23 protein-coding genes are annotated in these 26,815 nt (G+C 55.2%); 14 read left to right on the top strand and 9 right to left on the bottom strand.

The genetic code is table 11. The features are described from left to right. Positions 1 to 80 precede the first annotated feature (80 nt). The 3 genes from ACXAGD_RS13855 to ACXAGD_RS13845 all read right to left on the bottom strand — a co-directional run bounded on the left by ACXAGD_RS13855 (position 81) and on the right by ACXAGD_RS13845 (position 3,565). Complete coding sequence (locus tag ACXAGD_RS13855; RefSeq protein ID WP_475211438.1) at positions 81 to 1,355, bottom strand: O-antigen ligase domain-containing protein; 1,275 nt, start codon at positions 1,353 to 1,355, stop codon at positions 81 to 83. Next, entirely contained in the window at positions 1,355 to 2,836 is a 1,482-nt protein-coding gene (locus tag ACXAGD_RS13850) for a GumC family protein (RefSeq protein ID WP_475211437.1), read from the bottom strand. The genes ACXAGD_RS13855 and ACXAGD_RS13850 overlap by 1 nt, the downstream gene beginning before the upstream one ends. A 114-nt stretch (positions 2,837 to 2,950) precedes the next feature. Beyond that, positions 2,951 to 3,565, bottom strand: coding sequence for a LuxR C-terminal-related transcriptional regulator (locus tag ACXAGD_RS13845; protein ID WP_475211436.1), 615 nt, complete (start codon positions 3,563 to 3,565; stop codon positions 2,951 to 2,953). A gap of 252 nt (positions 3,566 to 3,817) precedes the next feature. On the opposite strand from ACXAGD_RS13845, the gene ACXAGD_RS13840 reads away from it, so the two are divergent. The 4 genes from ACXAGD_RS13840 to ACXAGD_RS13825 all read left to right on the top strand — a co-directional run bounded on the left by ACXAGD_RS13840 (position 3,818) and on the right by ACXAGD_RS13825 (position 9,284). Then, positions 3,818 to 5,191: a WecB/TagA/CpsF family glycosyltransferase gene (locus ACXAGD_RS13840; protein ID WP_475211435.1), complete on the top strand. Its 1,374-nt coding sequence runs from the start codon at positions 3,818 to 3,820 to the stop codon at positions 5,189 to 5,191. Between the two features lie 20 nt (positions 5,192 to 5,211). Next, entirely contained in the window at positions 5,212 to 6,093 is an 882-nt protein-coding gene (locus tag ACXAGD_RS13835; RefSeq protein ID WP_475211434.1) for a UTP--glucose-1-phosphate uridylyltransferase, read from the top strand. Positions 6,094 to 6,194: 101 nt separating this feature from the next. Then, the gene (locus tag ACXAGD_RS13830; protein WP_475211433.1) at positions 6,195 to 6,701 is read left to right on the top strand and encodes a putative pterin-binding protein; all 507 of its coding nucleotides are present in this window, start codon (positions 6,195 to 6,197) and stop codon (positions 6,699 to 6,701) included. 153 nt (positions 6,702 to 6,854) lie between these two features. Beyond that, positions 6,855 to 9,284, top strand: a complete 2,430-nt coding sequence (locus tag ACXAGD_RS13825; protein ID WP_475211432.1) for an ATP-binding protein — start codon at positions 6,855 to 6,857, stop codon at positions 9,282 to 9,284. A 1-nt stretch (position 9,285) separates the two neighbouring features. Here ACXAGD_RS13825 and ACXAGD_RS13820 read toward each other — a convergent pair whose 3' ends face one another. Next, positions 9,286 to 10,446 (bottom strand): polysaccharide biosynthesis/export family protein, encoded by a 1,161-nt coding sequence (locus tag ACXAGD_RS13820; RefSeq protein WP_475211431.1) that lies wholly within the window; start codon positions 10,444 to 10,446, stop codon positions 9,286 to 9,288. Between ACXAGD_RS13820 and ACXAGD_RS13815 the strand changes: the two genes are divergently transcribed. The 7 genes from ACXAGD_RS13815 to ACXAGD_RS13785 all read left to right on the top strand — a co-directional run bounded on the left by ACXAGD_RS13815 (position 10,445) and on the right by ACXAGD_RS13785 (position 18,049). Then, positions 10,445 to 10,594 carry a hypothetical protein gene (locus tag ACXAGD_RS13815; RefSeq protein WP_475211430.1) on the top strand — a complete coding sequence of 50 codons (150 nt, stop codon included), beginning with the start codon at positions 10,445 to 10,447 and terminating at the stop codon, positions 10,592 to 10,594. The genes ACXAGD_RS13820 and ACXAGD_RS13815 overlap by 2 nt on opposite strands. Positions 10,595 to 10,710: 116 nt before the next feature. Continuing rightward, positions 10,711 to 11,949: an oligosaccharide flippase family protein gene (locus ACXAGD_RS13810; RefSeq protein WP_475211429.1), complete on the top strand. Its 1,239-nt coding sequence runs from the start codon at positions 10,711 to 10,713 to the stop codon at positions 11,947 to 11,949. Beyond that, on the top strand, positions 11,946 to 12,860 hold the full coding sequence (locus ACXAGD_RS13805) for a glycosyltransferase family 2 protein (RefSeq protein WP_475211428.1): 915 nt from the start codon (positions 11,946 to 11,948) through the stop codon (positions 12,858 to 12,860). Before ACXAGD_RS13810 ends, ACXAGD_RS13805 begins: the two co-directional genes overlap by 4 nt. 20 nt (positions 12,861 to 12,880) lie before the next feature. Then, complete coding sequence (locus ACXAGD_RS13800; protein WP_475211427.1) at positions 12,881 to 13,867, top strand: glycosyltransferase family 2 protein; 987 nt, start codon at positions 12,881 to 12,883, stop codon at positions 13,865 to 13,867. 13 nt (positions 13,868 to 13,880) lie between these two features. Next, positions 13,881 to 14,792, top strand: a complete 912-nt coding sequence (locus ACXAGD_RS13795) for a glycosyltransferase (RefSeq protein ID WP_475211426.1) — start codon at positions 13,881 to 13,883, stop codon at positions 14,790 to 14,792. Positions 14,793 to 15,333: 541 nt separating this feature from the next. Further along, entirely contained in the window at positions 15,334 to 16,797 is a 1,464-nt protein-coding gene (locus ACXAGD_RS13790; RefSeq protein WP_475211425.1) for a DUF1963 domain-containing protein, read from the top strand. Between the two features lie 718 nt (positions 16,798 to 17,515). After that, entirely contained in the window at positions 17,516 to 18,049 is a 534-nt protein-coding gene (locus tag ACXAGD_RS13785; RefSeq protein WP_475211424.1) for a lysophospholipid acyltransferase family protein, read from the top strand. Positions 18,050 to 18,196: 147 nt separating this feature from the next. On the opposite strand, the gene ACXAGD_RS13780 is transcribed toward ACXAGD_RS13785, so the two are convergent. The 4 genes from ACXAGD_RS13780 to ACXAGD_RS13765 form a co-directional block, all read right to left on the bottom strand. Continuing rightward, the gene (locus ACXAGD_RS13780; RefSeq protein WP_475211423.1) at positions 18,197 to 19,267 is read right to left on the bottom strand and encodes a polysaccharide pyruvyl transferase family protein; all 1,071 of its coding nucleotides are present in this window, start codon (positions 19,265 to 19,267) and stop codon (positions 18,197 to 18,199) included. Between the two features lie 83 nt (positions 19,268 to 19,350). Beyond that, positions 19,351 to 19,995, bottom strand: a complete 645-nt coding sequence (locus ACXAGD_RS13775; protein ID WP_475211422.1) for an SET domain-containing protein — start codon at positions 19,993 to 19,995, stop codon at positions 19,351 to 19,353. 71 nt (positions 19,996 to 20,066) lie between these two features. Next, positions 20,067 to 21,254, bottom strand: coding sequence for a hypothetical protein (locus ACXAGD_RS13770; RefSeq protein WP_475211421.1), 1,188 nt, complete (start codon positions 21,252 to 21,254; stop codon positions 20,067 to 20,069). A 74-nt stretch (positions 21,255 to 21,328) separates the two neighbouring features. Next, positions 21,329 to 21,925: an SET domain-containing protein gene (locus ACXAGD_RS13765; protein ID WP_475211420.1), complete on the bottom strand. Its 597-nt coding sequence runs from the start codon at positions 21,923 to 21,925 to the stop codon at positions 21,329 to 21,331. Between the two features lie 293 nt (positions 21,926 to 22,218). Between ACXAGD_RS13765 and ACXAGD_RS13760 the strand changes: the two genes are divergently transcribed. From ACXAGD_RS13760 to ACXAGD_RS13750, 3 genes are all read left to right on the top strand, one after another. Continuing rightward, a complete protein-coding gene (locus ACXAGD_RS13760; protein ID WP_475211419.1) occupies positions 22,219 to 23,844 on the top strand; it encodes a M16 family metallopeptidase in 1,626 nt (541 codons plus the stop codon). Between the two features lies 1 nt (position 23,845). Next, complete coding sequence (locus ACXAGD_RS13755) at positions 23,846 to 25,234, top strand: hypothetical protein (RefSeq protein WP_475211418.1); 1,389 nt, start codon at positions 23,846 to 23,848, stop codon at positions 25,232 to 25,234. A gap of 211 nt (positions 25,235 to 25,445) precedes the next feature. Next, entirely contained in the window at positions 25,446 to 26,453 is a 1,008-nt protein-coding gene (locus ACXAGD_RS13750) for a GlxA family transcriptional regulator (RefSeq protein WP_475211417.1), read from the top strand. Here ACXAGD_RS13750 and ACXAGD_RS13745 read toward each other — a convergent pair. Beyond that, entirely contained in the window at positions 26,431 to 26,784 is a 354-nt protein-coding gene (locus ACXAGD_RS13745) for a DUF4396 domain-containing protein (protein WP_475211416.1), read from the bottom strand. The genes ACXAGD_RS13750 and ACXAGD_RS13745 overlap by 23 nt on opposite strands. Between the last annotated feature and the right edge of the window lie 31 nt (positions 26,785 to 26,815).

The following is a 26,815-nucleotide window of genomic DNA, read 5'->3' as shown; positions in this document are numbered from 1 at the left end:
AATATTTCCTCCTTCTCTTTCCGGCAACACTTGCGATGGTTCGTTCATTGCGATCGCAACTTTGGAATCCATCCGGCACATCAGTCTACTGGACACGCTGATTTGATCTCTCGAAGATGACATCCGAGCATTAGAAAGGTTGGCCAGAGTAGATAGGTCTGGATTTCAACGTTCTCTCCAAAGGTCAGCAAGAACACGGTGAGTAGAAGCCCGAGCGGCAGCCTACCACGTTCCGACTTTACGGCGTCTATGGTGACGATGGCGAAATGACCAAGGAAAGGGATGAGGAACGCTGCAAATCCGGTCAACCCTTTGACGAATAACAGCCCGTACCAAGTGTGGTGACTACCGATCGGCATGTATTCAACAAGATGTGCTCCGGGTCTGATTGTACCGTGCCCGAAAAGCATCGCATCCGATTGCCATCGCTCAAACGCGATGCGCTGCAAGGTTTCGCGCACGCGAGTACTGTCGGCGCGCGCGGATTTGAAACTGTAAAGGGCTCGGTTCCCGAACTCGACCAAGGCTGCGGCCCAAACGGCTATGGCCGTGGTTGTTGCAGACAGTAAGAGCCACCCCAAGCTGCGCGCGACAAGGGGCAAGAGGCGGGGTGACATTGAACAGACCAACAATCCGACCAAACCCATACGGGACTTGGACATCAGGATCATCAAAACTCCGGCGACCAATCCAATGATCTTCCACCCGCGGTGCTTTTCCTCCAACGCAAACAAGACCATGCAGACGCCGAGCAAGGCCGCGAATGGAGACCAAGGTGCAAAGAACTGCCAACGCGGTGTGCCGCTGGCTGGGTCGATTGTAAAAAGGTAGACCGAGAAATATTCAGGTCCGGGGCCGCCCACTGCTTTCAGGGGAGAAGTGAACAGTAGATGTGGTAGACCGGCATAGGGGGCGACCGCTAGCAGGGGCAGAAGGCACAAGGTCCAAAGGCCTAGCACGCATTGCCCTCTGACCAGAAGCGCGCGACGGATCGGCAACACTGCTCCGGCAAGTATGAACAACGGGATCAATGCCCAGCCCTTGGCCCAACCGATGCTCGATTTGATCGTTTTGGTGGTGCCGAGGCTCCAATCCGCGTGGCCTGCCCAAAGTGAAATCAGCATCACAAGCATGCCTGCGATCCAGACCCAAACCAAGGCGGGTACAGGGCCCGTTGCTCGCATATCCGAACGGATCGCCGGACCGAGATAGAGTGACAACCCAGCCATGGCAGCCAGCGTCCAACCCAGCACCGGGCCGACGATATAGAGCGCACCAATCCCGTAGAGCGGCCATGTCCAGATCAGTGTGTACCAGACGATCTTTTCGGTTGGGGTTTGAGGGGACACATGCATTACACAGTGGATTCTTTCTGGTCCTTCAGCAGCTTTGAAATCAGCGGATTTCGGATCCAGGCAAGCGTCAAACCCATCAAAAGCATTAAGCTTGCAGCGATCCCCGCGGCAATGGAGATCTTCTTGTTTGGTGAAGTTGGGTGTGTAGGCAGCGACGGGTTTTCGAGCACTTGGATCAACGGATAGGAGGCGTAGATATCTGTCTTTTTTGACTCGGATCTAGCAATGGCAGAGGCGAACACGGCCTCTGCCACGGCGAAATCTCTCTGCCGATCCTCCAATTCAGCGGCGATGGGGGCGAGTTCTGACAGGCGCGAGTTTTCCAGACGGACTTGTGTGCCCAGTGTCGCGACATGCTCTTCCAAACCAGCACGCAAAGCACTTTCGCGTACCAACTCACTTAACAGTTGGGCTCGTTGACCTTCCGGCGCGCGATCCAATCCACCGAGTTGTTCGACCGCAAGACCCGTCACCTGCGATGCTCGTTGCAAAGCAACCGATCGCGCCCCTTCATAGTCGTTCTGGGCGTTTACATAGATCGGGTGGCGCGCGCCGTAGGTCGCATCAGCTTGTGCCAGCTTTGCGGCCCCAACCGAAACGTCCTTAAGCAACGATAGGTACTGAGCATCGGCATAGAGCTTCAGCGTCGCCGCCGCTGCATCAGAGGGCAGATCCAACGCGGCCTGAAGCGCGGCGACACGCTCCGATTGGCGTGCCAGTTCACTCTCCTGCCTACGCAATTCCTGCTTTGCACGGTCATTTGCGGCGACCTGCTGTTGGTATTGCGCGACCGAGATCAACCCACTTTCTGACTGCAATTTCTTGATCTCGGCGCGCGTGGCCTGAATTGCGCGAGTGTAGTCTTCAATCGCGCCTGTATTGCTGGCCTCACGAGTGGCAATTTCATCGGCACGCAGGGCGTCAATCTCAGCGAAAAAGGCGGCCACCAAGGCGTCACCATATTGCTGTGCATCTGCGGGAGAGGCCGCGTGAAGCTCGATATGAATCAGGCTGGTTTGATCGACCAGTTGAACCCGCGGCTTGCCAAACGCATCCCGATCAGCGTCCACAGCCATGGCTGCCGCATTGAGGATGCGATCAGCCGACAACAAACGTTTGTACGTCTCGGTTGGGCTGATCGACCCGTTGGCAAAAGCAGAATTCGCGTATGAGGATGCCTGACCGATATCGGCCAGATTCACCGATGCCGAAGCGCCAGATCCAGGCAGTATCAGTGAAGCGTGTGAGGTGTATTTGACAGGCGCGGTTGCCAGATAGCCGCTGATTGGTGCCCAGATGCAACTCGCCCCAATAAGGAATAGTGCCACATAACGGGGCAGGCGGCCTGCATCGCTGAGGCGCCCGCCCTTTACGATGCGTCGCCAACCGAGCGATCTGAAACTGGATCGGGATATGCGCGCCCAATGCAGAAATTGCGTGTCGCGCGTGGTTTGAGAGGAGTTCGAAATCTTTTGCGGCATAGAAAAACCCTTTCATACAAGGGTGATACACCGCATCCTATCGCTGTTCATTCGTGCAGCTGGCTAGGACGAAAGGGGATTGGGAGAGTGCGCTACCCCTTCGGATAGTGAAGCTTAGAACAATCCAGCCTCGCGCGCGGCCAAGGCGGCTTGCGTTCGATTGCTGACACCAACTTTTCGATACAGAGTCTTCATATGCAGTTTGATCGTTGGCTCGGACAGGTCCAGATCACGGGCGATTTCCTTGTTGGACTTGCCCTCAGTCAACCCTTTCAGAACCTGCCGCTCACGCTCGGTCAGCTTTTGGGCCATGGGGTGTGAGTCTTCCGGCTGCTCTGCGTTCATGAAACCCGCAGGAAGGTACTGTTCCCCCATCGCCATAAAGCGGATCGCGTTGACAAGGGATTTTGCCGGTAGAGTTTTGGGGACGAAACCTGCCGCCCCAAGCTCCAGCGCGCGTTGCGCCAGATCGCGCGAGGTGTCGCCGGTAAATAGGGCCACGTGCTGGGCGCCGTCCATGGCGATGCAGGTTTCAAGCCCGCTCAACCCGTGCATCCCGGGCATGTTCAGGTCCAGAAGGACCAGATCAAACGCTCCGTCGTTCTCAATCAGCGATTTTGCGGCGGGAAAATCCGGCGCGGTCTCAACCTCGATCCCGCCTGCGGCATCTATGAAGGCGACGAGCGTGTCCAAAATAAGCTCGTGGTCGTCTGCAATAAGAACTTTCATTTCAAATCTCCGTCTGCCCCCAACCACACCCAAATGCGTTAATAAATCATTGAACGCATGGCATGAAGCCTGCCTGACGGACAGGTGAATATCCAATCGGATAGGTCAGCGGGCCGTTTTCTCCACGCTATGTGCTGCGGGGTCGTTTGAATAGACCTTTTCTCCGGTCCCTCTCCTGATGCTCGCCTATCGGTTGCGAGATCACCTTGGCAGTTTGAAGGCACAGATTGTCATTGTTGATCGGAGAGTTCCATGCAGTTCCTGTCTGTCCAAGATATGTATAACGGCGCGCCCCCAACACCCGGACTAACCCTGGAAAAGACCGAGATTTTGGGTTTGCCAGTTGTGAATGCTCAATCCGAACCGGTGATTTCGCAACTGCTGGATGGGACGCGTCGGACGGTGTTTTTCCTGAATGCACATTGCGCGAACTTACGGGCCCGCAACCATACCTATCGAGCAGCATTGGCCAGAGCTGATATGATCCTACCCGACGGAATTGGGGTAGAGATCGCGGCAAAGTTGCAAGGCGCCCAGTTGGCCGAAAACCTGAACGGCACGGACTTTGTTCCCAAACTGCTGAAACGCGCCGCGCGTCTTGGGCAGTCGGTCTACTTATTGGGGGGACGTCCCGGAACAGCGCAGGCAGCGGCGGCCCAGTTGCAGCACATGATCCCCGATTTGGCCGTGGCTGGTACGCGCGATGGCTACGAAGGGGCCGCGCGGGTTGATGAGGCGATCGACGATATCAACCAGTCTGGCGCAGACATCCTTTTGGTCGCAATGGGCGTCCCGTTGCAGGAACTATGGATCACGCAAAACCGCCATCGGTTGGATCCTCGCATCGCGCTGGGCGTGGGTGCTTTGTTTGACTTCCTGGCGGGCAATGTGCGCCGGGCACCGCGCATTGTTCGCCGCGTGAGGATGGAGTGGGCATGGCGGCTGGCAATGGAGCCGCGCCGCATGGCCCGTAGATATCTGCAGGGCAATTTCGAATTCCTCGGGCGTGCTGCGTACAATTCTCTCCCCAAGATCACAGCATGTCGGTTGCTGGACCTTACACTGGCGGCGGTTGTGCTGTCTCTTCTGGCCCTACCCATGGCCACAATTGCCGCCCTGGTGCGATTGGACAGTCGCGGCCCCGCCCTTTTTCGACAGACACGCATTGGTCGAAACGGGGTGCCCTTCACAATGTACAAGTTCCGCTCGATGGCGCAGGACGCTGAAGCGCGGCGTTCGAATTTGCTCGCCCATTCAGATCGTGAGGGCGTGTGCTTCAAGGCCAAAAATGACCCGCGCGTAACTCGCGTTGGGAAAGTTCTGCGCAGGTTTTCGCTGGATGAACTGCCGCAAATCTTCAACGTGCTGCAAGGGGATATGTCGCTGGTCGGCCCACGCCCGGCCTTACCCGAAGAGGTCGCCGCCTATCCCGAATACGCGCTGGAGCGCTTGCAGGTGCGTCCTGGAATAACGGGCCTCTGGCAGGTTTCGGGCCGCGCGGGCATCGGCTTTGACCGCATGATCGAACTGGATACGGCTTATGTCCGCTCTCGCTCGGCGCTTCTGAACATCATCCTCATCGCACTGACCGCACGCGCTGTCGTGACGGGTCGCGGCGCTTACTGATCAAACTTAGGAGTATTGAAATGCCACATATTCGCAAAGCCGTTTTCCCGGTCGCTGGTTTGGGCACAAGGTTTCTGCCCGCAACCAAATCGGTGACCAAAGAAATGCTGCCGTTGATCGACCGCCCGTTGATCCAATATGCCGTGGACGAGGCCCGTTCGGCCGGGATTGATGAGTTCATCTTTATCACCTCAACCGGCCAATCCGCGCTTGAGGCTTATTTTGGGCGCAACTCGGGATTGGAACGTAAGCTGAAAGATGGCGGTAAAACCGCCTTGCTGAACCGTTTGCGCCGCACGAATCTTGATGACGAAACCTATAGTTTCATCCACCAAGACAGCCCTCGCGGTCTGGGTCACGCAGTTTCTCTGGCGCGTGACCTTGTCGGTGATGAGCCCTTTGCCGTGATCTTGCCGGATGATGTGATTCACGCGCAGAGATCGGTTCTGGCGCAAATGGTCCACAACTTCGAGCGCAGCCACATGATCGCGACCGAAGCCGTTCCATCCGATCGTATCGGTGCCTATGGTGTTGTCGATATCGATTATAGGACAGGGCAGGTACAGCATCTGAGAGGGTTGGTCGAAAAGCCTTCGGTCGATCAGGCTCCTTCAGAGTTTGGCATTGTCGGGCGTTATTTGCTGCACCCTTCGATCTTCGATCGTCTGGAGGGTTTGCAACCCGGCGCGGGCAACGAAATCCAACTGACCGATGCGATCGCAGCTGATATCGAAAGGTCCGGATGCCATGGCTTTGCCTTTCACGGAGAGCGCTTCGATTGTGGGTCGGTCGCAGGGTATCTGGAAGCAACCACCGTCTTTGCGTTGGAGCGTGCCGAACTGCGAGACGGCTTCCAGTCCATGTTGCGTCAGCGCATCGGCCTTCTTTCTGCCGCCGCATGAGGTCAAGACACCTATCCGTCCGGATAGGTGCTTATCCCCATGCCCATCTGTCACTGCAGACCTCTTTCTGGTTTCTTAAGGTCAAAGAAATGGAGGGTAGGATGCGTCTGTTTTTTGCGGTCATCACATCGGCGTTCACCTTTTGCCTGGCGTCTGCGCAGGCCGAAGAAATGGCGACCCCGACAGGAGAGATCGTCCTGACCATTTCTGGCAACATCGCGCAGACCGGGCCTGACGGAACGGCGCAGTTTGATATGGAAATGTTGCAAGCGCTGCCGAAGCGCAGCTTTGAAACCTCGACGATCTGGACTGAAGGAGAGACCAGATTTGACGGCGTTCCTCTGTCGGTTTTGCTGGAATGGATCGGAGCAGAGGGTGAGACGATCCGGGCAACGGCGATCAACGACTACGCGGTTGAGATTCCTGTGGACTCAATCTCGGCACTTGCCCCGATTGTTGCCTACGAGATGGACGGCGCGGCGATGTCCAGACGGCAGAAGGGCCCGCTTTGGATCGTTTATCCTTATGACAGTGATACCAAGTACCAGACCGAGGTGATTTACTCTCGCAGTATTTGGCAACTCGACAGGTTGGAGATCGTTAAATAGCTTGGGGTTACAACACAATATGAAGTGTCTGATGCAGGCAAAACCTTGACGATACAAAAACGTAATCACTCGCGGCGCCGGTGGGTTTTCGGGCTCATCGGTACTGCCGTTTTGGGTGCCCTTGCTTTGGTCATGTTTCTGTCGGTCAAGGTGATGTCCGACCTACGCGACCGGCAGTCAGCCCGAACCGACAACGTGCAATGGACGTTGACGCAGGTCGAGGTCGAGTTTCTGTTCTACCTCAACGCGCTTGAGGCAGGTGTATCCGATGCGGAGCTAAAACAAGAAACTCTGGACCTTATCCGCCGCCGTTTCGATCTTTTGTACAGCCGTATCGATATTCTGGGTACCTCGCGTCTGTTTGAAACGCTGCGTGCTGATCCTAAGTTCGCCGAGCCTCTGGCGCGGGTTTCTGATTATCTGCAGGCATCCGTACCCACAATCGATGCAGAAGACCCGAACTTGAATGCAGGTTTGCCGGACCTCTATGAACGCGCCCAACAGATATCTCCGCAGGTGCGTGAGCTTTCGGTCTCTGCGATCTCGTACTTCGCAAGTCAATCAGATCAGCGCCGTGAAGAAACCGCACTGAGCCTGTTGCAGTTAGCCGTTTTGTCCGGTGGGTTGTTTCTGACTCTGGCCGCAGTCAGCGCCTATCTCTTGGTGGTCAATCGCAAGGCAGATCGGCGAGGGCAGGCGATCCGGCAGGCCAACCAACGTATGAATACGATCCTGTCGACTTCTTTGGATGCTGTAATCGTGGTGAACGCCACCGGCAAAGTGCTGGAATTCAACGCGGCTGCGCAAGCGATTTTCGGGTATTCCGAGGATGAAGCCAAAGGGCATTTGATCGGTGATCTGATTGTGCCGGCGCATTTGCGCGAAGCTCATACTGCCGGAATGGAGCGTATGCAGAGCGGAGGAGATCGCCACGTCGTTGGCCAGGGACGCGTTCAGCTTGAGGCCATGCGCAAGAACGGTGAAGTCTTTCCCGTTGAACTCGCTTTGCAATCCGCCCAGGCCGGAGACGAAGAAATCGTTATCGGCTTTATCCGCGACATCTCACAGAGCGTTGCGGATCAGAAAGAGCTTGTCTCAGCACGCGACCGCGCCCTTGCAGGGGAAAAGGCCAAGTCGGATTTCCTGACCGTAATGAGCCATGAGATCAGAACACCGTTGAACGGGTTACTGGGCAACCTCACCCTTCTTAAAAATACACGGACGACCAAGCAACAATTGCAGTTTGTCCGCAACATGGAGATCTCGGGCCAGATACTGCAAAACCATGTGGATGCTGTGCTGGATATCGCCCGTTTCGAGGCTGGTAAGCTATCGGTCGCGCACGAGCCAACCGACCTGAATGCAATGCTGCAGGACTTGGTGGATGGCCAAAGCGGCAATGCGGCCTCGCGCGGCAACTCGATCTCTTGGCAATGGGTGGGAGGAGCCTATCCGTATGTTGCGACTGACGCGCAGAGGTTGCGGCAAATTCTGCTGAACCTTGTAGGCAATGCGATCAAGTTTACTGAACACGGTCGTGTGTCGATCGAGATAGAAAGAATTGAACCGACAGATCAGGCCAAGGCTCATATCTACGAAGTGCGTGTGATCGATACCGGTGCAGGCATCGCCGAGGATGAAATCGACGCTATTTTTGATGATTTTTACACCAGCGATCCCTCTATCGGTCGTACGGTCGGAGGGACCGGGCTTGGTCTGGGGATTGCCCGCCGGTTCGCGCGGGCAATGGGTGGTGAGGTCGGGGCGGAAAGCACATTGGGCGAAGGCAGCGTTTTCTGGCTGCGGGTTCCGTTACAGCCGTCAGCGCCCGACCAATTGCTAGAAGCCGCTCAGATCAATACCGATACCGTTCGCCCTCTGAACCTGTTGGTGGTCGAAGACAACGAGATCAACCTCGAGGTCATTTGCAACATGCTGGCGCTGGACGGACATCGCGTCACGACAGCGGAAAACGGTCAGGTCGGCGTTGACAGGGCCAACAGTCAGAGGTTCGACGCGATCCTGATGGATATCAGCATGCCGGTAATGGATGGGCCAACCGCCGCGCGCCATATTCGTAAAGGTCAGGGGCAGTCAGCAGACGTGCCGATAATAGCGGTGTCGGCCAATGTCCTGCCAGACGCGGTTGAGACGTTTCGCGCCGCTGGTATGACGGCATTCATTGGCAAGCCGATCGCGGTTGACGCTCTGCGCAAGGCGCTTTCGGTGGTCACCCGAGCCGAGCTGCAGGTTTCGCAGGTCGCGCCGCCCGATCCGTTGGCGGAGTTGAAAAACAGCGTAGGACCCGCGGTCTTTGCCCGTTTGCACACCAAGTTTATTGCCGAAGGGGATAAGTTCGTTGAACAGCTCGAAACCGGGGCATTTGATCAGTCAGATTTGAATCAAATTGCTCAGGCCTGTCACAAACTGGCGGGCAGTGCAGCGACCTTCGGAGCGGAGGAGTTTCGAGAGGCGTTAATTGCGGTAGAAACTGCAGCCAAGGAACACAAAGACATCACCGGCAAACTCGCTGCAGTCTCCACCGCTTGGGAGCGGGCGAAATCATCGCCCGCACGGGATTGATTCAGGGGGCCAGCAACGCCGCTGCGCCGACGATGCCAACCGCACGGGCCACTTCGGTCAGGCCGGTCACCTTGCTGTCGTAGCAGGCAATCGCATCGCCCGGCAGCACATAGGGATCATAGTCATCCCGATCCCCACGCCTTAGCAGCTTTTCGATGTTGCGTTCGATGACGATCGAGTTTCCGGTCATCGGGTTGCGGGTAAACAGCACCGCGCTGCGGTTGGCATTGGTCATCTTGGCCCCGCCCATGCAATTGGTGTCGACCACCGCCTGTAGATAGCGCGTTCCATAGGGAACCTCACGCACGTCGCGACCGATGGCCGATTGCGCGTTGCCGGTGGCAGGTTGAGTGAGGTTGGACATGTACAGCGTCACGCCGGGCGGGCTGATCGGGCTGGGGCGCATCAAATCATCCTGGAAACAACCTCGGCTGTTGACCACGATCTGATCGCCGGTCAGCAGCATGATGTCAGTCGGGTCCGAGCCTTCGAATACGCCACGCAGATCCATGCGATAGATCGTGCCCTGCCGATGCAGTTCGACCGCTGACAGATCCGCATCCGGACGCACACCCCCGGCGGCACGGACGGCGACTGACAGGTTTCGCGCCTCGGTCGAAGCCCCCAGCACACCCTGACGCCCGCGATCCAGCGCGTCGCCTGGGATGCCTCCGATCTCAACCGAGTGGGGCTCAAACACTGCGCCTTGCACGCCGACAGTGACCGAGGCGAAGTCGCTTATGCGCGCCGTGACACGCGGCGTGCTGTCATAGAACTGCGCCTCCACCAGAACACGGGCCACATCCCGCTCTACCTGCTCGGTTGTTCTGCCTTGCGCGCGCACCGGCGGCAGGTAAGGCAGTTTCAGGTCGCCATCGCGGGATACAACGTAAGTGTCGCTGAGAAGTTCATCCCCGTCGATGGTGATCTGTACCATGTCATTGCGAGAAAGCTTTTCCCCCAGCAAAGGGCTGAGAGCAGGTTGTGACCATTTGGCAAATGCGTTTGCGCCCTGATCCCCGGTCTGAGGCATACATGCCCGCCCGTTCATATGCTCCGCTTGCAGCAAGGGCGTATTTGCCCGGCCCCGCGTTGGGGCACGGTACTGCGCCTGATAGCTTTCGCCTTTCGCAACGGGTTCTATGTTGCGTGGTGTCTTCATGCTACTGCAGCCCGACAGAGCAATCGCGCTGACGGTTCCTAAAACCAAGACTCTGAAATATCGTATCATTTTCAACTCTCCTGAACTGCATCCACAGCTACAGCAGCGCCGTGATGTGCGTCAGACCGGCATCGGGATTGCCGTTTAACCCATTCGGATAGACTGCTCGCCGGATGGTTTGTGTGGCTGTCCACCCGCGTCTGGGACAGAGACACCACAGCCAATTAGAACTGATCTCAACACTGTTTTTGGACATTTGGTGAAATGACTCAGCGATTGGCACATTCCGGTTTCTTGCGGCACCTGCTGGCCTATGCGGCGTCCGAAGTGGCGGCAAAGGCCTCGCGTCTTGTGGTCGTTGTCGTCGTGGCCCGCACCCTCAGCCCCGAGGCGATAGGCTTAGCTGCTGCTGCCCTTGCAGCCGGGGATATCCTCAAGGCGCTGACCGAGAACGGCGTGGGTCAGAGGATTATCCAAGCCCCACAGGCAGAGCTGGAACAGCGCTGCAACCTAGCACATCGTATTTTCTGGGTCTGGTGCGGGGGGCTGTTTCTGCTGCAGGTGGCCATCGCCGCTGTCCTTTACACGATGGGGCATCAGACCTTGGCTCTGCTTCTCGCCATTTTGGCCGGAGAGTATCTGTTCATGCCAGCGGGTCTGGTACAGGCTGCGCTTGCGATGCGCGAAGGCAAACTGCAACAGACTGCCGCCGTTGCCGGAGGGCAGGTGGTTGGTGCGAATGTCATGGCAACCTTGTTGGCGCTGCTCTGGGTCTCGCCGCTGGCCCTGGTTCTACCCCGATTACTGGCCGCGCCGATCTGGCTGGTCCTTATTCGCCGCCTGCGCCCCTGGGTATCGGACACCCAGCAAGGGTTTGCCGCCCTTCGCCCCTTTATTGGTTTTGGCTGGGCCGTTCTGGGGGTCGAGATCGTCAAAGTTTTACGCCTGCAGGCCGACAAACTTGTTGTCGGCGCGATGCTGGGGGCCGAGAGCCTTGGTATCTACTTCATGGCTTTCAACGCCGGGCTTGGCTTGGCGACTTCATTCACGCAGGCCTTTTCTGTGGTTCTTTTCCCACATCTTTGCGCAGCCTCGGACAAGACCAAGGTTCTGCGTCACGGGCTCGGCACGTCCCTCCTGGTGCTGAGCCCGCTGGTTTTGCTGCAAGCCGCCCTTGCGCCGGTCTATGTGCCGCTGCTGCTGGGCGCGGAGTGGCAGCAAATCTCACCAGTAGTCTCGGTGCTGTGCCTTGCGGCGTTGCCTAGTGTCATCTGGTCCGCTGTTGCCGGTTGGCTACGGTCTGAGAACCGCGCGATCACCGAACTGCGGGTCAGCGCCGCCTTGGCTTTCACACTGATCCTCAACACGGCGATCGTAGCGCCGTTCGGGCTGATGCCCGTTGCGATCGGATACCTGCTGACCAGTGCTGCGCTGATGCTGACAGCCTCTTGGGTGTTGCTGCCTCGGGACCACGAAACAACAGAAAGGTTCGGCTTCCAATGACCCGCTTTACCATCATCGTTCCGTTCCATACCGATGCGGACACAATCGCCGATACGCTGACAAGCATTCGCACGCAAAGCTTCACGAATTGGGAAGCGATCTGCGTCGGCGACCGTCCCTCGAAGGCGTGCTTGTCTGTCGTGCTGGACCAAATCGTGCAAGACCCACGCATTCGGGTCGCAAGCAGTCCCTTCGACGGCCCAAGTGCCGCTCGCAACTATGGGGCCGAACTGGCCAAGGGGGACATCCTGGCGTTCTGCGACGCAGACGATCTGTGGCGCAAGGACAAGCTGGCGCAGCTAAACGAAGCCTTCCAACCCTCCACAACGGATGCAGTTTTTGGGCAGATCCGGTTCTTTGCCGATCAGCCTGAAGACTCTCAGACAACCTCGAGTGTTCCTCGCGCACCGCTGACCATTCAGGACCTGTTGGCAGAGAACCCGGTTTGCACCATGTCCAATCTTTCGATCCGCCGCGACGTATTCAACGCAGTTGGCGGGTTGGACACGAGAATGGTGCATAACGAAGACTTGGAACTGCTGATCCGCCTCGCAGGCGAGGGCTTTACCATCAGAGGGGTCGATCAGTTTCAGGTTTGGTATCGCACCAGCGCTGGTGGCTTATCTTCCGACCTGAACGCAATGCGCGCTGGGCGGGCCTACGCGGTTAGAACGGCTGCATGCTATGGCGTGTTTCCGTCTCGGTCGTCCGAGGCCGTCTATTTGCGCTATCTCGCGCGCCGGGCGCTGCGGTTGGGGCATCAGGGTCAGGCCCTGTCTTACACACGCAACGGCTTGGGCCTGCATGCGCGGGGTTTCCTACTGCCCCTGCGCCGGGGATTGCCCACTGCAGCAGGCGCCGTGCTGGCCCCGATCCTGCCGCACGCGATCAAACGCGCGTTGTTTTCATAAGAATTCAGAAGGAGATCATCATGCCCATAGCGTCCATCATCGTACCTGCCTACAACGCCGAAGCCACTTTGACCGAAACACTCGCCTCGCTGCAGATGCAGACACATGGCGATTTTGAAATTATCATCGTCGACGACGGATCTCAGGATGCGACCTCGGAGATTGCCCGTGCGCACCAAAATGATCCACGTGTGCGACTTGTTCGGCAAGCCAATCGAGGGCTGGCGGGCGCCAGAAATACCGGCATCGCTGCCGCGCGTGGTGCGTTCATTGGCTTTTGCGACGCCGACGATCTGTGGATGCCTGAGAAGCTGGCGGCTCATATTCATCATCTCAAAGCAGAACCGGATGTCGGTTTAAGTTACTCCGGCAGCGCCTTGATCGATGAGGCAGGGCGCATGATGGGGATCAAGCAAGTGCCCCGCCTGAAGAATGTGACCGCAGCACATGTTCTGAACCGCAACCCAATCGGCAACGGATCGGCGGCCGTTATTCGAAAGACGGTGCTGAAGACTCTGGCCTATCGACCATCTTTTGAGACCGAGCGAGATTGGGTTTTTGATGAAACCTTCAGGCAGTCCGAAGATATCGAATGCTGGATGCGTCTGATGTTGAAGACCGATTGGCAGATCGAAGGTGTTCCGGGATTGCTGACCCATTACCGGATCAATGCGGGCGGGCTTTCGGCGGCTTTGGATCGCCAGTTAGAGGCGTGGGAGCGGATGGTAGCGAAACTGCGTCCGCTTAACCCTGAATTCTTCGCCCGGCACGAATACTCCGCCCGCGCTTATCAGCTGCGCTATCTGGCACGACGGGCCATTACCAACCTAGACCGTGACATCGCTTGGCAGTTGACCGAGCGAAGCTGCAAAGAAAGCCTCCGCCCCGTGCTAGAAGAACCCTTGAAGTCGTTCAGCACTTTCGCCGCAGCCATTGTGTTGAAAACGTTTGGACCCGGCCCGATCAATCGAGTTGGGCAAATGAAATCCAAACTACAGTCGATCTAAGTAGGACATAACCATGACGAAGAAAAAGATCCTCCATCTGGTAGACGACACAACCGCGGGCGGCGTGACGCGAATGCTGGACCATCTTATGATGCAGTCAGAGCTGTCCTGTTCGGTTGAGCAGAAGGTTTTGAAGGTCAAACGTACGGCGTTTTCGTGGGGGAAACTGAAGGCGGATATCATTGTGTCCCACGTCGTGCCAAGCTGGCGAAGCCTGCCCGCGTTCACAGCTCTTCGCGCGATGCATGTGGACACGCAGCTGGTCCACGTCGAACACAGTTACACCCGGGCCTTCACCACCTTGAACGTCCCGCATAAACGTAGGTTCTATGCGATGCTACGGGTGGTCTATTCCCTCTTTAATAAGGTTGTCGCGGTTAGCCATACGCAGTCGGACTGGATGAGGGAACGCCGCCTGACAACTCCGGAAAAGCTGACCGTTGTTCCTCCAACCGTGGATCTTGAGCAGTTGGCGCAAAATTCGACGCCGCCCAAGTCAAAGACCACAATCGGTGCCATCGGGCGTCTGGAGCGGCAGAAAGGTTTCGACATCCTGATCCAGGGCTTCCGATCAACCCGATCGCCGGAGGCGCGTTTGTTGATCTTTGGCGAAGGCAGCCAGCGTTCATACCTTGAGGAACTGGCAGAGGGTGACCCGCGCATCGAGTTTCGGGGCCACGCAAAAGACCCAGCAGAAGCCTATAAAGCCGTTGATATCGTCGCGATCCCGTCGCGGTGGGAGGCCTATGGCCTCGTGCTGGACGAAGCGCTTGCCGCAGGACGAACGGTGATTGCCAGCAAAGTTGATGGGCTGCGTGATCGAGAGGGCGATGCAAGAGTATCGTTCTGCAAACTCGACTCGGCATCTTGGCGACGTGCTATTGACGAGTGTTTGCTACCTGACTGTGCTGCGACGACCAACTGAAACCAAGCCCGCTATTCGGTGTACTTGCTGTGGTTGAGGTTTGCCAAGTATCGGTAATCGCGTCCCTGAAAAATCTGCTTAGGGGCTCTTATGAACAGGCTGGCGAATTCACTTGTCATGTAGGCGCTGCATATTTCGATGTAGAACTTTTGCACCGCGTTACAAGGATGGCATCACTTTCGCGATGGGTCAGAAATGTTTGACGTATGGGTCAGATTTGAATGTCGTGACTCACAGGTTTGTTGAGCTTTTGGTGTTCGATTGAGCCAAAGCGTCAGCGACGCTCCGTAATTCCTGTTGAACGTTACACGAACCGGCCGCATCGGTCCGGCGCGATAAAAGTGGAGCGATACAGAGCAAATGTCTTTTCTCATTTGCACATGTAAAGGAGGCATCCTCAGAGGATGACTAAATCGCTGGATTTCCCCCTTTGGTTGAAACTAAGGTGCCGTATAGAGGCAGCGATCAGGTGTTAGTTTTGCAGCGCATTTATCAAATCGTCCAATATGTTGCGCCTATTGTAGGACTTGTGGGCATTACAATGATGATCTTCGGTCTTCAAGGAACGCCGCGAAACTGGACGCTGGTCCAGCAAAGCCTACCGCTCGTGATTGTAGCGCTTGTTTTCCGGCCACGGCGTGGTCATCCGATGTACGATCTGATGGGCATGCAGGGCAGCTCTCGCAGGCCCGCAAACAGGTCTGATGACACTCCCGAAGCCAAAGAAGCCAAGGCTTTTCTTGCCGGGGTTATTGAACAAAACCTAACCGTTCTGGCGCACGAACCGGGAGATTTGGCGCACCATGCCGCGCCCGCTAAATTGGTCCCGCTTCTGCCCGGAGCCAAAGATCGAAGCCGAAGCTGGATTGGGGGCGCCCCAATGCTGCCTGAAGATATGGAATGGCCCCAGGTCAACGGCCTCCCGATGCTGTTTGTTGCACAAATCGCACTTGATGAGCTGCCTGAGGGCATCTGGGGCGGCTTGGGGCCACGCGATGGCTGGCTGGCTTTCTTCATGCCATCAGAGGGGCGTGTCGATGATGACTCCCGCGTCTTTCACCTGACCGGCCCTGTTGCGCCACGTGACTGGCCGGACGTGCCCAACTCTTTCTACTTCGGTACCAGGGGCGACAAAGCACGCGACGCTCTGGCGGCAGTGGGCTTTTCGGTAGCCCCGCATCCTCCGCGCTTTCCGGTGGCGATCCGGCCCCACGACGGGTCGACTGAGGTTAGACGCTCGGTCGAAGCCGATGACAATCAGCGCTTTGCCATCCAAGAAGACTATGATCCTCGATCTTTGGTTTATCGCCCGTTCGATACCATCAGCGCGCGTGGCTTTGTTGCCAGCCTGCTGTCGGGTCAACATCAGGCGTTGGAAAGCCTGGGCCGGCGCGCCGAACGCACAGAACGCAATTTGCAGAAGAGCGAAAACGCGGAGGACCAGGCGAAAATGCGGTTAAGTCTTGCGAACGATCAGCAGGAACGTGAGACGCGCGACGCGGCGGTCACCGCGCTGGAGGACATCTATGGCAGGCTTTTGGCAAGACTAGACGTTGCCTTGGACGCGAGCACGACGGACGCTTTGATTGCCGAACTCGACGAGATCGAAGTTCGCCAGCCCAAGAAAACCGATGGCGGGACCGAATGGAAGGCCCATTCCGTGATTGATGAATTTTGGGCGCGCCCTGTTAGCAGAGATGTCTTCGAGATACAGCTGCAGGAGGCCATGCATGTGCACCCTGATCGCATATCCGACACAACGCGTGCGCGCTATGAAACGCTCTGGCGGTTTGACCAGGACCACCAATACGCGACGATGGGAGGCCCGGTGCATACCGGCTTTATTTACTCGCGCGCGCGCAATCCTGCTTTTCTTCTAGAGGTTCCGTCAAGCGACCTTGTGGGCTGGATGTTTGGCGATGTTGCAAGCTTTGGTATGTTCATTGACCCAAAAGACATGAAGGCTGGCCGCTGGGATAAAGCCTGGGGTGACATTCTAAACTGACACCAGCCAGGTGAAGCGTGTCTGGATCGGCTGCATCCATGGGATTAAAAAACTACTGTTGTTAGTCGATCAGCGCTCATCAATGTCAACTCGTCGCGATTGTCGGAGACAGGTGGTCGTCTCCGATCCCACTTCGCTTGGTGGTTGAGGGCGGCCTGAACCGGTCATTGACTGTCGCTAACCAATGCTGCACCGCGGACCAAGCAGCCGTGCACGTCCCCGGAGGTAAACCGTCACAAAGTGCGCATTCTGGCCATTCGAGCATGGCGTAGGATCTATTTTTAGATGCAAACCAACCATTGAACTCATTCGCCAATACGCGACTTTCTGTTGATGTGCCTTCGCCTTTGCCCCATAGAGGCGGTGCGCTGGGTGCTTGTCGAGCCACGCGCCCAGAGGGCAGGCGGCGAATGTCAAACGAAGGACCTTCGTGACCATCACCAGGAAAGCGACACTTGCGACGGATTCCATGTCACTCCATCCTCCGGACCAACGAGCCGCTCCAGTGGCTATAGACTCGACTGGCTTGCGCGTCATAAAACGCACAGCGTTGTTCCTGCTGGGCCCTGTTTACTTCCTTTACGTCGCGTTTGTGCCCTTGCTTTGCAGTAAGCGGCGGGGCTTTCGCGGCTGGTATTGGCGGCTGGTCAAACGTGCCTGTTCGCGGCTTCTGTGGCTTCTGAGCATCCGGACGGAGATGACACAGGCGGAAGTGGCAATGCTGGCCAGCGACACCGGCAGCATTATCGTAATCAACCACCGCAGCCACTTGGATGGCTTCGCCCTTATGGATGCTTTGCCGGATTCCAAGTGGATCACCTTTGCCGCTAAGAAGGAGCTTTGCGATGCGGCCCTTTTACGCCGCGGGTTCAAGGGCGCAGGGCTTGTTGAAGTAGACCGCAAGAGCGGTAGTTTAGCGCTTGAAACACTTACCGCTGCCATCCACGCAATGCCCGCACGTTGCTCTGTCGTGCTGTTTCCTGAGGGCACGCGCACCCGGTCCGAAAGCCTTGGCGCGTTCAAGGCGGGTGCCGTATTAGCCGCGCGCAGTACGGGCCGGACAATTCGACCTATCGTCATTCATGATTCCGATCGCCTGCTACCACGCGGCAGACGCCTCCCAAAAAGTGGAACGATCCGGGTTGAGGTATTGCCGTCATTCGAGTGCGAACTGTCCGCTTCTGTAGACGAGGATGTGGCTCGACTGAGAAGCGCTATGATGGCCGTTTTCAATGATAGGGTGCGTCGTTAATCATCGAATAGACGTTTTAACATCCCAGTAGAACGATTGGATTAGCAGCCGTCGTTGTCCGCTTTGTGTGGATAGAAGTCGCTGCCGTGTTACGCAGTAATCACTTGTTCTTCTGCTTCTGACGGGGCGCGACAATTGGTGAAGCCACTATTCTCGCAGCAGGCCCTTTGCTAGCGACAACGCTTCGCATGACGTAGAAGCACGTACAGCAAGATTGTTCCCCGGCCAGGTGTCTAGGTACCCAGACAACTTACCATAGGAGTTGTCCATCACCACGTGGCGCTTGCCCATCAAACTGCACAAAATATGGCCATGCAGGCGATCCGTTACGACGATTTGGCCTGATCCAAGCAGGTCAATTCCTCGGTGCACATTGGATCGGCTCCAGTTCCAGAAAGCGCTGTCAACGAGGCGCATAAGCAAGGCAGATGAATAAGGTGCTGACTCTGCGATCTTGGGGGTTGATTCAATTAGAAATTGCGACCGTTCTTCATGCGCCCAGTCTGCAACCTGCAGAACGCTTCCTTGTTCCTGCTGGCCAAACAAGTCCACTTTTCTTTCACGATCATCTCGGGTCAAAGCCAAGACTGGGACTGAAGGCTTTCTTTTTGTAGCGAGAGGGCCCAGAACATAAGCCAGATCAGGGCAAAGGATTGTAGTGCAATCAAAGTTCTTCCGGGCAAATTCCAGGCTGGCGGTATCGCGGACCATCAAGGTGAAATCGGGATGTTCGGCGATAGCCGCCTGTGTCTCTTTAACCGCCTCTCCGTTTTCATCAGAGAAGTGTATGGATTGAGGCAGCTGCACGATTTTGTAGTCGCGAAATAACCTGAGCGTATTTGCGCGGTGACTATTGTACCACTCCCACATGTCTCCAAAATTGCCGCCGCCCAACAGAAAAATTGTTCCGACGGGCATGAACTCCCGCAACCTGGCCGGATAAATCAACGTCCTTGAAACGAAACGGGGCCTTTGTCCAAAGTGGCTTCTGAGCAATTTGTTAGTACCGAGCCAAATTGCGTTGTCACCTACATTTGCATGCGCCGGGAAATCGAGTAGCGCCCAATTTGGCGACAGTTCGCCGCTCAGGACGTCATGCAATGCCGTATGGATGTGTTGCAGGGTGGAGCTGAAGTAATACTCTGTGCTCTCGACCCTAAACTTTTTCTTGTTCTTTATCATGTTCATGGCAAGTTGCACGCTTTCTGCAGTCCGCATTCCAGTCTTCTGCCGGATCACAAAAAACCATCTGCGCGAATGGTCACACTGTGAAAGCGGTTCGACCCAAAAACCTTAGTACCTCAGCGCAAGGGCCACTTGCTTTCAGCGAAAGCACCCCACCGCGCGCGTAATCGCCTTGCAAAAGAAGACGGGCGATTGGGGCTGGGACTTTGCCCTTGCGTTGCGCCCGTTAACGCCTGTGTAGGCGTGGGGAAGCTCAGCGCAACGGACGACAAGGGCTGTGGGACATTGTTCATAAGCTCAAGAGCATCGGATACTTTCGGCTGTAGGTCGAGCCATCTTTGATCCTTATCCCGAGGGTCGATGATATTCCGGCAAACTGGTGATCCGCAGCCACACTCAAACTCTGCCCCGACATTGTATGTGGCATAATCTGACGTGATCTGCTCGCCCGCACGAATATCCCTGATGGCGATTTCGCAGTCGTATGTGCGGACCAGACATGAGGTTGGGTCACAGCTGTGGTTTTGGTATCGGCCATTGTCCCAATTCAAAATGTAGAGGCCCTGATCGCTTCGGTAGGCGTACTTCAAAAAGTCGTTGTAGAGGACCTCTGGGAGGCTCTCGGTGCTTTGGGGAGTCAGCACGATATCCAGAGCGTCTCGACACCAGGTTATTGTGCCTTTTGGGATATCGGCAGTTGCTACGATTCCCGAGCCAGTGGCGTCGTTGATTGCGACCAGCTTTGTATCGGGATGTATCACGGGGCAGCTCTCTTACGTAAGTGTGTAGCGTGCTCGGATGACCGAACAGGCACATTAGGTGTGTGACGTTGTCAGGAGATGAGTTCCCGGACCGCAGACCGAAAGTACCTTAACGATCGAGCGAGAGACCCATCTGATTTGTACTGTGTTGGCATGAAGGGGCTGACTCGTTCTTTGATATCTCGAACCCAAGGCTCAGTGCAGTTTTGTTCGTCAGCAAAGTCAATCAAAGGCAGAAGGTCACCCATAGTTCCGTCGCTAACTTTTAGTCGGTTGATCATGGGACGCTCAAACGTGGTTTTAAAGCAAATAAGTTCATCCTGACCAGCGGCCCTGAGAGCCAAACGGGTTTGAATGCATTTATCACATTCTCCGCAGTTCTCCGAGCGGACGTTTCCTTCCCAACAAAACTGCGCCAGACCCAACATTTGGCGCCATTCTTTGGCCAAGTAGGCAATTTTTTGGGGACGTGAATATCCCGCGCCGTCGTGAATGATCTCCAATTCATCGCCCGATAACAGATAGTCGGTTGCCGGGCTGGATCCCCAGGCATGCGGAACAAAACTGATGTAGTTATAGGGGTCCGAGCTGGCGATTGCCCCCGCGTAGTTGTCGTGTGCGAAAAGATGCAAGATCCCAGCAAGCGCGGCACCATGGCTGTGTTCCCAGTTGGACGGCAAACTGTCACGGAGTGACGTTTTAACAACCAGCAACTGGACACCGGCAGCATCGGTGATTTTCTCGACACGTTTGCGAAGGATGTCAAAGTCTTTTTGATTGGACACGGGGATGTCGAAACCGTGAACCAGAACGGCAGACCTGGGTGTTCCTTCACTTGCAGAATTGATAGGGCTCTGAGGTCTTTGCAGCGTGAATATCGAGTCCACCCCACCCGAAAACGTCTGGATCACACCGCGGTTTTTTGTTTCTCGTGTGGTATCATCGGACCTGGCGATGCTTTGCGGCTCGATCTCCACCATCTGGTACCACGATGGGTAATGACAATGCCAAGCTTCCTGAAAAGCAACGATATTGCGATAGAGTTTTTCGCTTATGACGCCGCTTATTTTCAGCCGTTTGCAGTGCTGCATTGCGTGGAAAATAACCAGGCACAGCGGGCCATCTAACGTAAGAGGATCTGACCTGGGGGCGCTCAATTCGGTTTTCACGCGAATATAGCCGCCATTGTTATCATGAAGGATGATGGTTTGTTGGCCCAAAGACGGCGCGTCTTCGACCTCCAGTGTTAAAGTCGTCATTCCTATTCCAGATCAGGTTTGGCAGCGCGCAGAGGCAATCTTTCGGCTACTTAACACGATCCTCAAGAACTTTTCTATCCATCGGGCGATTTGGAGAGCTCGGCCAAAATATACTGTGGCAACACGTTCAGGCGCGTGTATCTTTCCAACATCTCTTCCGGGACCGTCAGCACATTGCCAATTGTCTGCCTGCAATTCGTGGAATGGCACTGACATGCCATGCTCCAGTCCTCAAGCGCCACGTCGGAACTGACTGTAGTGGAATAGTCGAAGGTTACCTCTTCCCCTGCGGAAATATCACGAATGGCAACCAATTCGTTCTGTCCCCTTATCCCGGCGTTTGGGGAGCAGCTGTGGTTAATTGCCAAGGATTGAGTATCCAAATCAATGTACAGATCATTATCAATTTGCAGAGGGTCGTCCGGAGAAAGTTGACCACTCAGAATCCGGCTATTGACCTCTTCAAAGTTCAGCACCTCACCGCTCATGCGCCTAATGAGTTGGCCTTCCAGGATGTCAGAGGTCGCGAACGAGCCTCGCCTATCGATATCGGACTTTCCCACGGATAAGGATGGCGCACTTTCGCGCGGGAAAACGCGAACTTCGCTTGCACTTTGTCTGCGTCCGAATGTTCTTAGAATTGCATTTTTGAGGGAGTTCAACAATTCCACGTGGGTCCTCTTCGCAGTTTGGCATGCCAGTGGGGACGTACCGTACAAGCATACTGGTCGCAACCGTGCCTCTTTTGGTCCAAAAAGTTGGAAGTGATGCTGAAAGTATGTTTCTTCTCGTCGTTCAACCCCGCTCGAATGCTTGGTTGGGCAGGTGTCAAAAGCACAGAAAAATCAATCTGGCGTTGAAGCCTTGGGTCAGAATTGCGTGACGCGACTTGTTCGTTCCTTAAGGTTTAAGTTCTCGGTCGAGACGAGGGTTTGTCGGCCAGCATTGCAAGGAACGAAGTGAAGTGCTCGAGGATGTTCGCGCTGCGAATACCAAAAGAATTCTCACCAATCCCTCTAAGCCTCGGCGCAATTGCCCAGCCGACAGGCAGCTTGGACGGCAGGGTGTTCCGGCGATCCTTTGGGCGTTGGGTGTGCACCGCGCCATTGCGTTGTCGCGATGCGCTCAAAGGCAATTTCTGGCTTTATTTGGTTTCGCTTCGAACACACTTCGACAAGTTTTTGGTTGGATGCTTGAAAAAGCAGCTTGTATCCAGCAAGCATTCAGCAAGTCATTGCTACTTTTGCTGAACGCCTGTTGGCGGGCCTTTGGCTCAAGTCATACAGATCAAAGGATTATGATGCGCGCAGTCGTATTGTTTTTTTCGTTATTCTTTTTGGTGTTTGCTGGAACGGCCCAAGCTCAGAGCGTCATCCCCATTTCTGAAAAAGGTGGATTATACGCAGCCTACGTGGTGCCGAGAGATGACTTCGACCGTGTGGATGTGCAATTAATCGTTCTTTCGGGGGCGTATGACGATCCGGAACCATCCGGTACGGCTCATCTTACTGAGCACTTGGCCGCGTTTTCGGCGGACGCGACCATATTTAGAAAGCCGCGCGAGCGCGACATCTACGCATCAACGTACAATGTATCCACGATATACACGAATTCCGGGGCGCCTTCCGAAATAGAAATGTTGTTGCAGCTGTCCAGGGCTGTCCTTGATACTCCGTCTCTGCCGGAGAAGTTTGCGGAAAGCGAGATTGATATCGTCCAGCGTGAAACGCTGCTTCGTGAAAGACAGTCTTCGTTTCGATGGCTTAGAAGAATTGCGCTTCAGAACCTCTATGGCACTCTGCGCGGTCGTGCGGACAACACCGTTGAAGATTTGCCCAAACTAAGCCTTGAGAAAGCCTATCAGTTTCACAAGGAACACTATGTGCCGTCCAATGTGATGTTGATCGTATCGGGCAACGTCGAACCTGATAAAGCCGAACAGCTTGTAGCGCGTATATTTGGCGACACTGAACCCTCTGAGACCCCTCAAAAACCTTGGTTGGATCACAAACCAGATCCGGCACTTAGGTCGGTTGAACGTTTGAAGTCTGACAGGATAGAGCGAGACACTGTGCAGCTCGCAAAATTCGTAGACTTCGAAGACCGCTCAACCAGTATCGACATGCAGGGCGCGTTTTTCATCGTTACTGGTGTCTTGAACGAGAGGTTCGCCAAGACTTTGTATCATGAAAACACCGGGGTATTTAGTTATGATATAGACTGGTATTTTGCGAAAAATGCGGACCTAGAATTAACAATCGAACTGCAACTCATGCCCGGCTTCAGCTTGGACGAAGCCCAAGGCCTTTTGAACGAGACCCTGGCCAATTTGTTGAAAGAGCCAATCAGCAGAAAAGAGATTCATGACGTGCGCCAAAAAGAAGTGGTCTGGGCGCAGAACTCGGCGCGGCGGCCCACTGCGTTTTTGTGGTTTCTGAAAAATGTTGCGTCTGATGGTTTCCCTCCTGTGACCCCGACGGTATTCGCTGACACTTTGAACAACACAACAGATCAGGAAGTTATTGATTTTGCGCAAAACATTGTGAAGCCGTCAGCCACATCATTCGTTTTAGCCGAAAAAGAAAACTGAAATGCGCGCACTCAAAGGTCGACTATACTCAGCCCTTTTGGCGGTAATTTGTTTACTGCCAGTGCAAGAGGTTCGAGCGGAACTGATCGCAATATCTGGTGAAACGAAGTTCATCAATCTTACCCCACTTAGCAACGGCATTTCCGCAATCACATTGGTATGGCCCATTGATCATCCTACGAAAGACCGCGTAGCTGCCCTTAAGGCGGGGGTCTCAAGTGTGGTGTCAGGCGGGACATCAAGCCGCTCTTCCTACCAAATCAGCGAATTCATGGACTTGAAAGGAGCTTCGCACCACGTCGAAGCTGTTGGGCAGAACCTGGTACTAACCGTTTCCGCGCCAAACGAGTTTTTCCCCGAAACCCTTGTTCACCTGGAAAACCTTTTGCTCGAGCCGGAATACTCGAGCGACTGGTACGCACGACGGCTTGAATATCTCAATCTCACCAACTCGACGATAACGAGAAGGCCCTCGGATGTATTGAACGAAGTCACCGACTTTCTGGAGCATGAACCCGGCGAAGAGGCGACCGGATCCAACGACGGCGATTTCCGTTTTGGCAGACCCACTCAGGTGATCTTGAGATCGGAAGACTCAGAAGTGGAGCGCCGGACCCTTCGGCTTATGAAAAAGCTACCCACTGCAAAGGCGAAGTGGGCTCTTCCCATTGCCAAATGGGTCAAAGAGTTGACCGGCGACAATGAAAAGGCGTTTTCACTGCCGAAAGGTGTTATTCATTTTGCCGATCCCAATTCGACAGAGATGCTGATCCTGTTCGTCTCGGCGAAGGAATTCGCGAACGCGAATGACCAGCTCGGGGCAAATCTGTTGGTGGACTACATTGGAGCCAATCAGGGTTCCGAAATGTTTCGCATTATTCGCCAGACAATGCGAGCGGCCTACGATCCGCGTTCGGACTTCGTCGTCATGGGTAAGAATAAGGCCGCTATTTCATTAAGTGCGACTGTCGAAGCGCTTGAATGGCCCGAAGTCTACGCAAAGATCAAAGACATCTATCAGGGTGTGCGCAGTGGGAGCGTAGAACAAGAAAGCCTGGAAGTTCAGTTAGATAAATTGGACCGGTCTTACTACTACGATTTCTATAACGATCCTGTCTGGGGTGTGCGCCAATACCTTCACGAACATCCCCAAGGCGTCGATGGCGAAATCCTTATTCCACTTTTTGCTGCGTTTCAAAACGCGTCCTCAGAAGAGATCATTGAATACTCAGAACACCTCTTACCACCTTTCGAAGAGTTCCTGGTCATTCTGATCGGAGGGGGAAACCCTCCTTCGGATGTCTTGCAGTCAGAAGACTACTGTTCTCTGCCGAAAGGTACCCCACTAAGGTTTTGCCTTGATGATCTCTCCAATGCTGAAAACCTGTAGTTGAAACTCAGACATTGAAAGAGCCCCTTCAAGCAGCAGCACTAGACGTGCCGAAACCCAGGGGTCCTGAGGTCAGTGATGTTCTCACGTAAATCTATCTCGAATTGCCAAAGCTCTGAGTTACCTTGACAACCGGGCTGTGGGGTTATTCCGGCTTATGAACCGCAGGGGCTTTTCCCACCATGTGGACTAAGGCATAAAACGAGGTGCAATGGAACGCACGGAGTTCATACAAAAAGGCGCGCATGCTCTTCTGCACGAGGTTCAGGCGGATCCTATTGATTTCTACTTCGTTCTGCTTCCCAAAGTGACAATGCTTGCGGTCAACGCGGCCATTGAACCGCTGAGAATAGCCAACCAGCTTACCAACTCGGAACTCTATCGCTGGTATACGGTGTCGCCAGACAAACAGATCGTTCAAGGCGCCAACCTCATGCGCCTGCTGCCTGACCTTGCTCTTGAAGATGTCCCCAATGATGGAACGTGTTTCATTTGCTCCGGCGTCGAGCCAGAGGAGACGATAGACAAATCCGTGACCAATTGGGTGCGACGGCGGTGGTCGCATGGCCATCCTGTTGGTGCCATTTGCACCGGTGCCTTCACTTTGGCCAAAGCAGGCGTGCTGGCCAACAGAACCTTCACGCTGCATTGGGAAAACCAGCCTGCATTTTGCGAGCTTTTCCCTGATCTTGAGCCATCAACCCAACTGCTCGAGGTTGACGGGCCATTGTATACCTGTTCGGGCGGAACCGCTTCGCTGGATATGATGCTGCAGGTCATTGCCAATCAACACGGCAATACACTGGCCTGTCTTGTGGCGGACATGTGTATCCATAATCGTCCGATTGAGCAGAACCCGAGCCAGCGGTCAAAGCTTCCGTTTCTGATGGGAAGCCGCAATCCCAAGCTGGCAGCGGCGCTCAACCTGATGGAAAACAACCTCGAGAATCCATTGCCATTGGCGGAAGTTGCGCGGCAATCCGGATTGTCACGGCGTCATATGGAGCGTTTGTTCAAGTCTTATACAGACCTGTCTCCCGCAATGTACTATGCGGACTTGCGGCTCTCGCGGGCCTACGCCCTTTTGTCTGGGACGAACCTGTCCGTGACCGAAATCAGCGTTGCGACAGGCTTCAGCAGCGCCAGCACTCTGTCGAAACGGTTTCGAAATAAGTACGGGCTGTCACCTCATCAGTTCACACGTTCATGGAAAAATTGAATCGGCTAACGGTTTCTAGACTTTTCATGTTCCTTTGATGATGCGCCGTCATTTGGTGCCCATCTCGACCTGTCATGTCATTGTGATCTGGTGAGGCATGCCCAAGGGCTGGTGCCGTTCTATCAGCATTTATAAGCGCCATGCAGACGGGCTTTAGGTGGTTCGTCGCCAGCCATCGGTTAATTGGAAAAGCAAGTACCGCACCGACAACGGTCGCAAGGCTCATGCGAAACCAGAATTGCTGGGTAAGCGGGCGATCGGAACCCGGCCACACAGTCGCGAACAGGACCAACGTCAGGGTTTTAGCTTCGCGGGCAAATCTGGGATCCATTTTAGAAACCTTGACAAGATCTCTGCTTGGA

Source organism: Ruegeria sp. ABF4_144 (assembly GCF_056160045.1).
The sequence above is the reverse complement of the archived record's forward strand: the minus strand, read 5'-3'. Positions and strand labels throughout refer to the sequence as shown.

Excerpts from the sequence above, each read along its gene's own strand:
- ACXAGD_RS13855 (WP_475211438.1), bottom strand. The coding sequence starts at position 1,355 with ATGCATGTGTCCCCTCAAACCCCAACCGAAAAGATCGTCTGGTACACA.
- ACXAGD_RS13850 (WP_475211437.1), bottom strand. The coding sequence starts at position 2,836 with ATGCCGCAAAAGATTTCGAACTCCTCTCAAACCACGCGCGACACGCAA.
- ACXAGD_RS13845 (WP_475211436.1), bottom strand. The coding sequence starts at position 3,565 with ATGAAAGTTCTTATTGCAGACGACCACGAGCTTATTTTGGACACGCTC.
- ACXAGD_RS13840 (WP_475211435.1), top strand. The coding sequence starts at position 3,818 with ATGCAGTTCCTGTCTGTCCAAGATATGTATAACGGCGCGCCCCCAACA.
- ACXAGD_RS13835 (WP_475211434.1), top strand. The coding sequence starts at position 5,212 with ATGCCACATATTCGCAAAGCCGTTTTCCCGGTCGCTGGTTTGGGCACA.
- ACXAGD_RS13830 (WP_475211433.1), top strand. The coding sequence starts at position 6,195 with ATGCGTCTGTTTTTTGCGGTCATCACATCGGCGTTCACCTTTTGCCTG.
- ACXAGD_RS13825 (WP_475211432.1), top strand. The coding sequence starts at position 6,855 with ATGTCCGACCTACGCGACCGGCAGTCAGCCCGAACCGACAACGTGCAA.
- ACXAGD_RS13815 (WP_475211430.1), top strand. The coding sequence starts at position 10,445 with ATGCTACTGCAGCCCGACAGAGCAATCGCGCTGACGGTTCCTAAAACC.
- ACXAGD_RS13820 (WP_475211431.1), bottom strand. The coding sequence starts at position 10,446 with ATGAAGACACCACGCAACATAGAACCCGTTGCGAAAGGCGAAAGCTAT.
- ACXAGD_RS13810 (WP_475211429.1), top strand. The coding sequence starts at position 10,711 with ATGACTCAGCGATTGGCACATTCCGGTTTCTTGCGGCACCTGCTGGCC.
- ACXAGD_RS13805 (WP_475211428.1), top strand. The coding sequence starts at position 11,946 with ATGACCCGCTTTACCATCATCGTTCCGTTCCATACCGATGCGGACACA.
- ACXAGD_RS13800 (WP_475211427.1), top strand. The coding sequence starts at position 12,881 with ATGCCCATAGCGTCCATCATCGTACCTGCCTACAACGCCGAAGCCACT.
- ACXAGD_RS13795 (WP_475211426.1), top strand. The coding sequence starts at position 13,881 with ATGACGAAGAAAAAGATCCTCCATCTGGTAGACGACACAACCGCGGGC.
- ACXAGD_RS13790 (WP_475211425.1), top strand. The coding sequence starts at position 15,334 with ATGATGATCTTCGGTCTTCAAGGAACGCCGCGAAACTGGACGCTGGTC.
- ACXAGD_RS13785 (WP_475211424.1), top strand. The coding sequence starts at position 17,516 with ATGCTGGCCAGCGACACCGGCAGCATTATCGTAATCAACCACCGCAGC.
- ACXAGD_RS13780 (WP_475211423.1), bottom strand. The coding sequence starts at position 19,267 with ATGCGGACTGCAGAAAGCGTGCAACTTGCCATGAACATGATAAAGAAC.
- ACXAGD_RS13770 (WP_475211421.1), bottom strand. The coding sequence starts at position 21,254 with ATGACGACTTTAACACTGGAGGTCGAAGACGCGCCGTCTTTGGGCCAA.
- ACXAGD_RS13755 (WP_475211418.1), top strand. The coding sequence starts at position 23,846 with ATGCGCGCACTCAAAGGTCGACTATACTCAGCCCTTTTGGCGGTAATT.
- ACXAGD_RS13750 (WP_475211417.1), top strand. The coding sequence starts at position 25,446 with ATGGAACGCACGGAGTTCATACAAAAAGGCGCGCATGCTCTTCTGCAC.
- ACXAGD_RS13745 (WP_475211416.1), bottom strand. The coding sequence starts at position 26,784 with ATGGATCCCAGATTTGCCCGCGAAGCTAAAACCCTGACGTTGGTCCTG.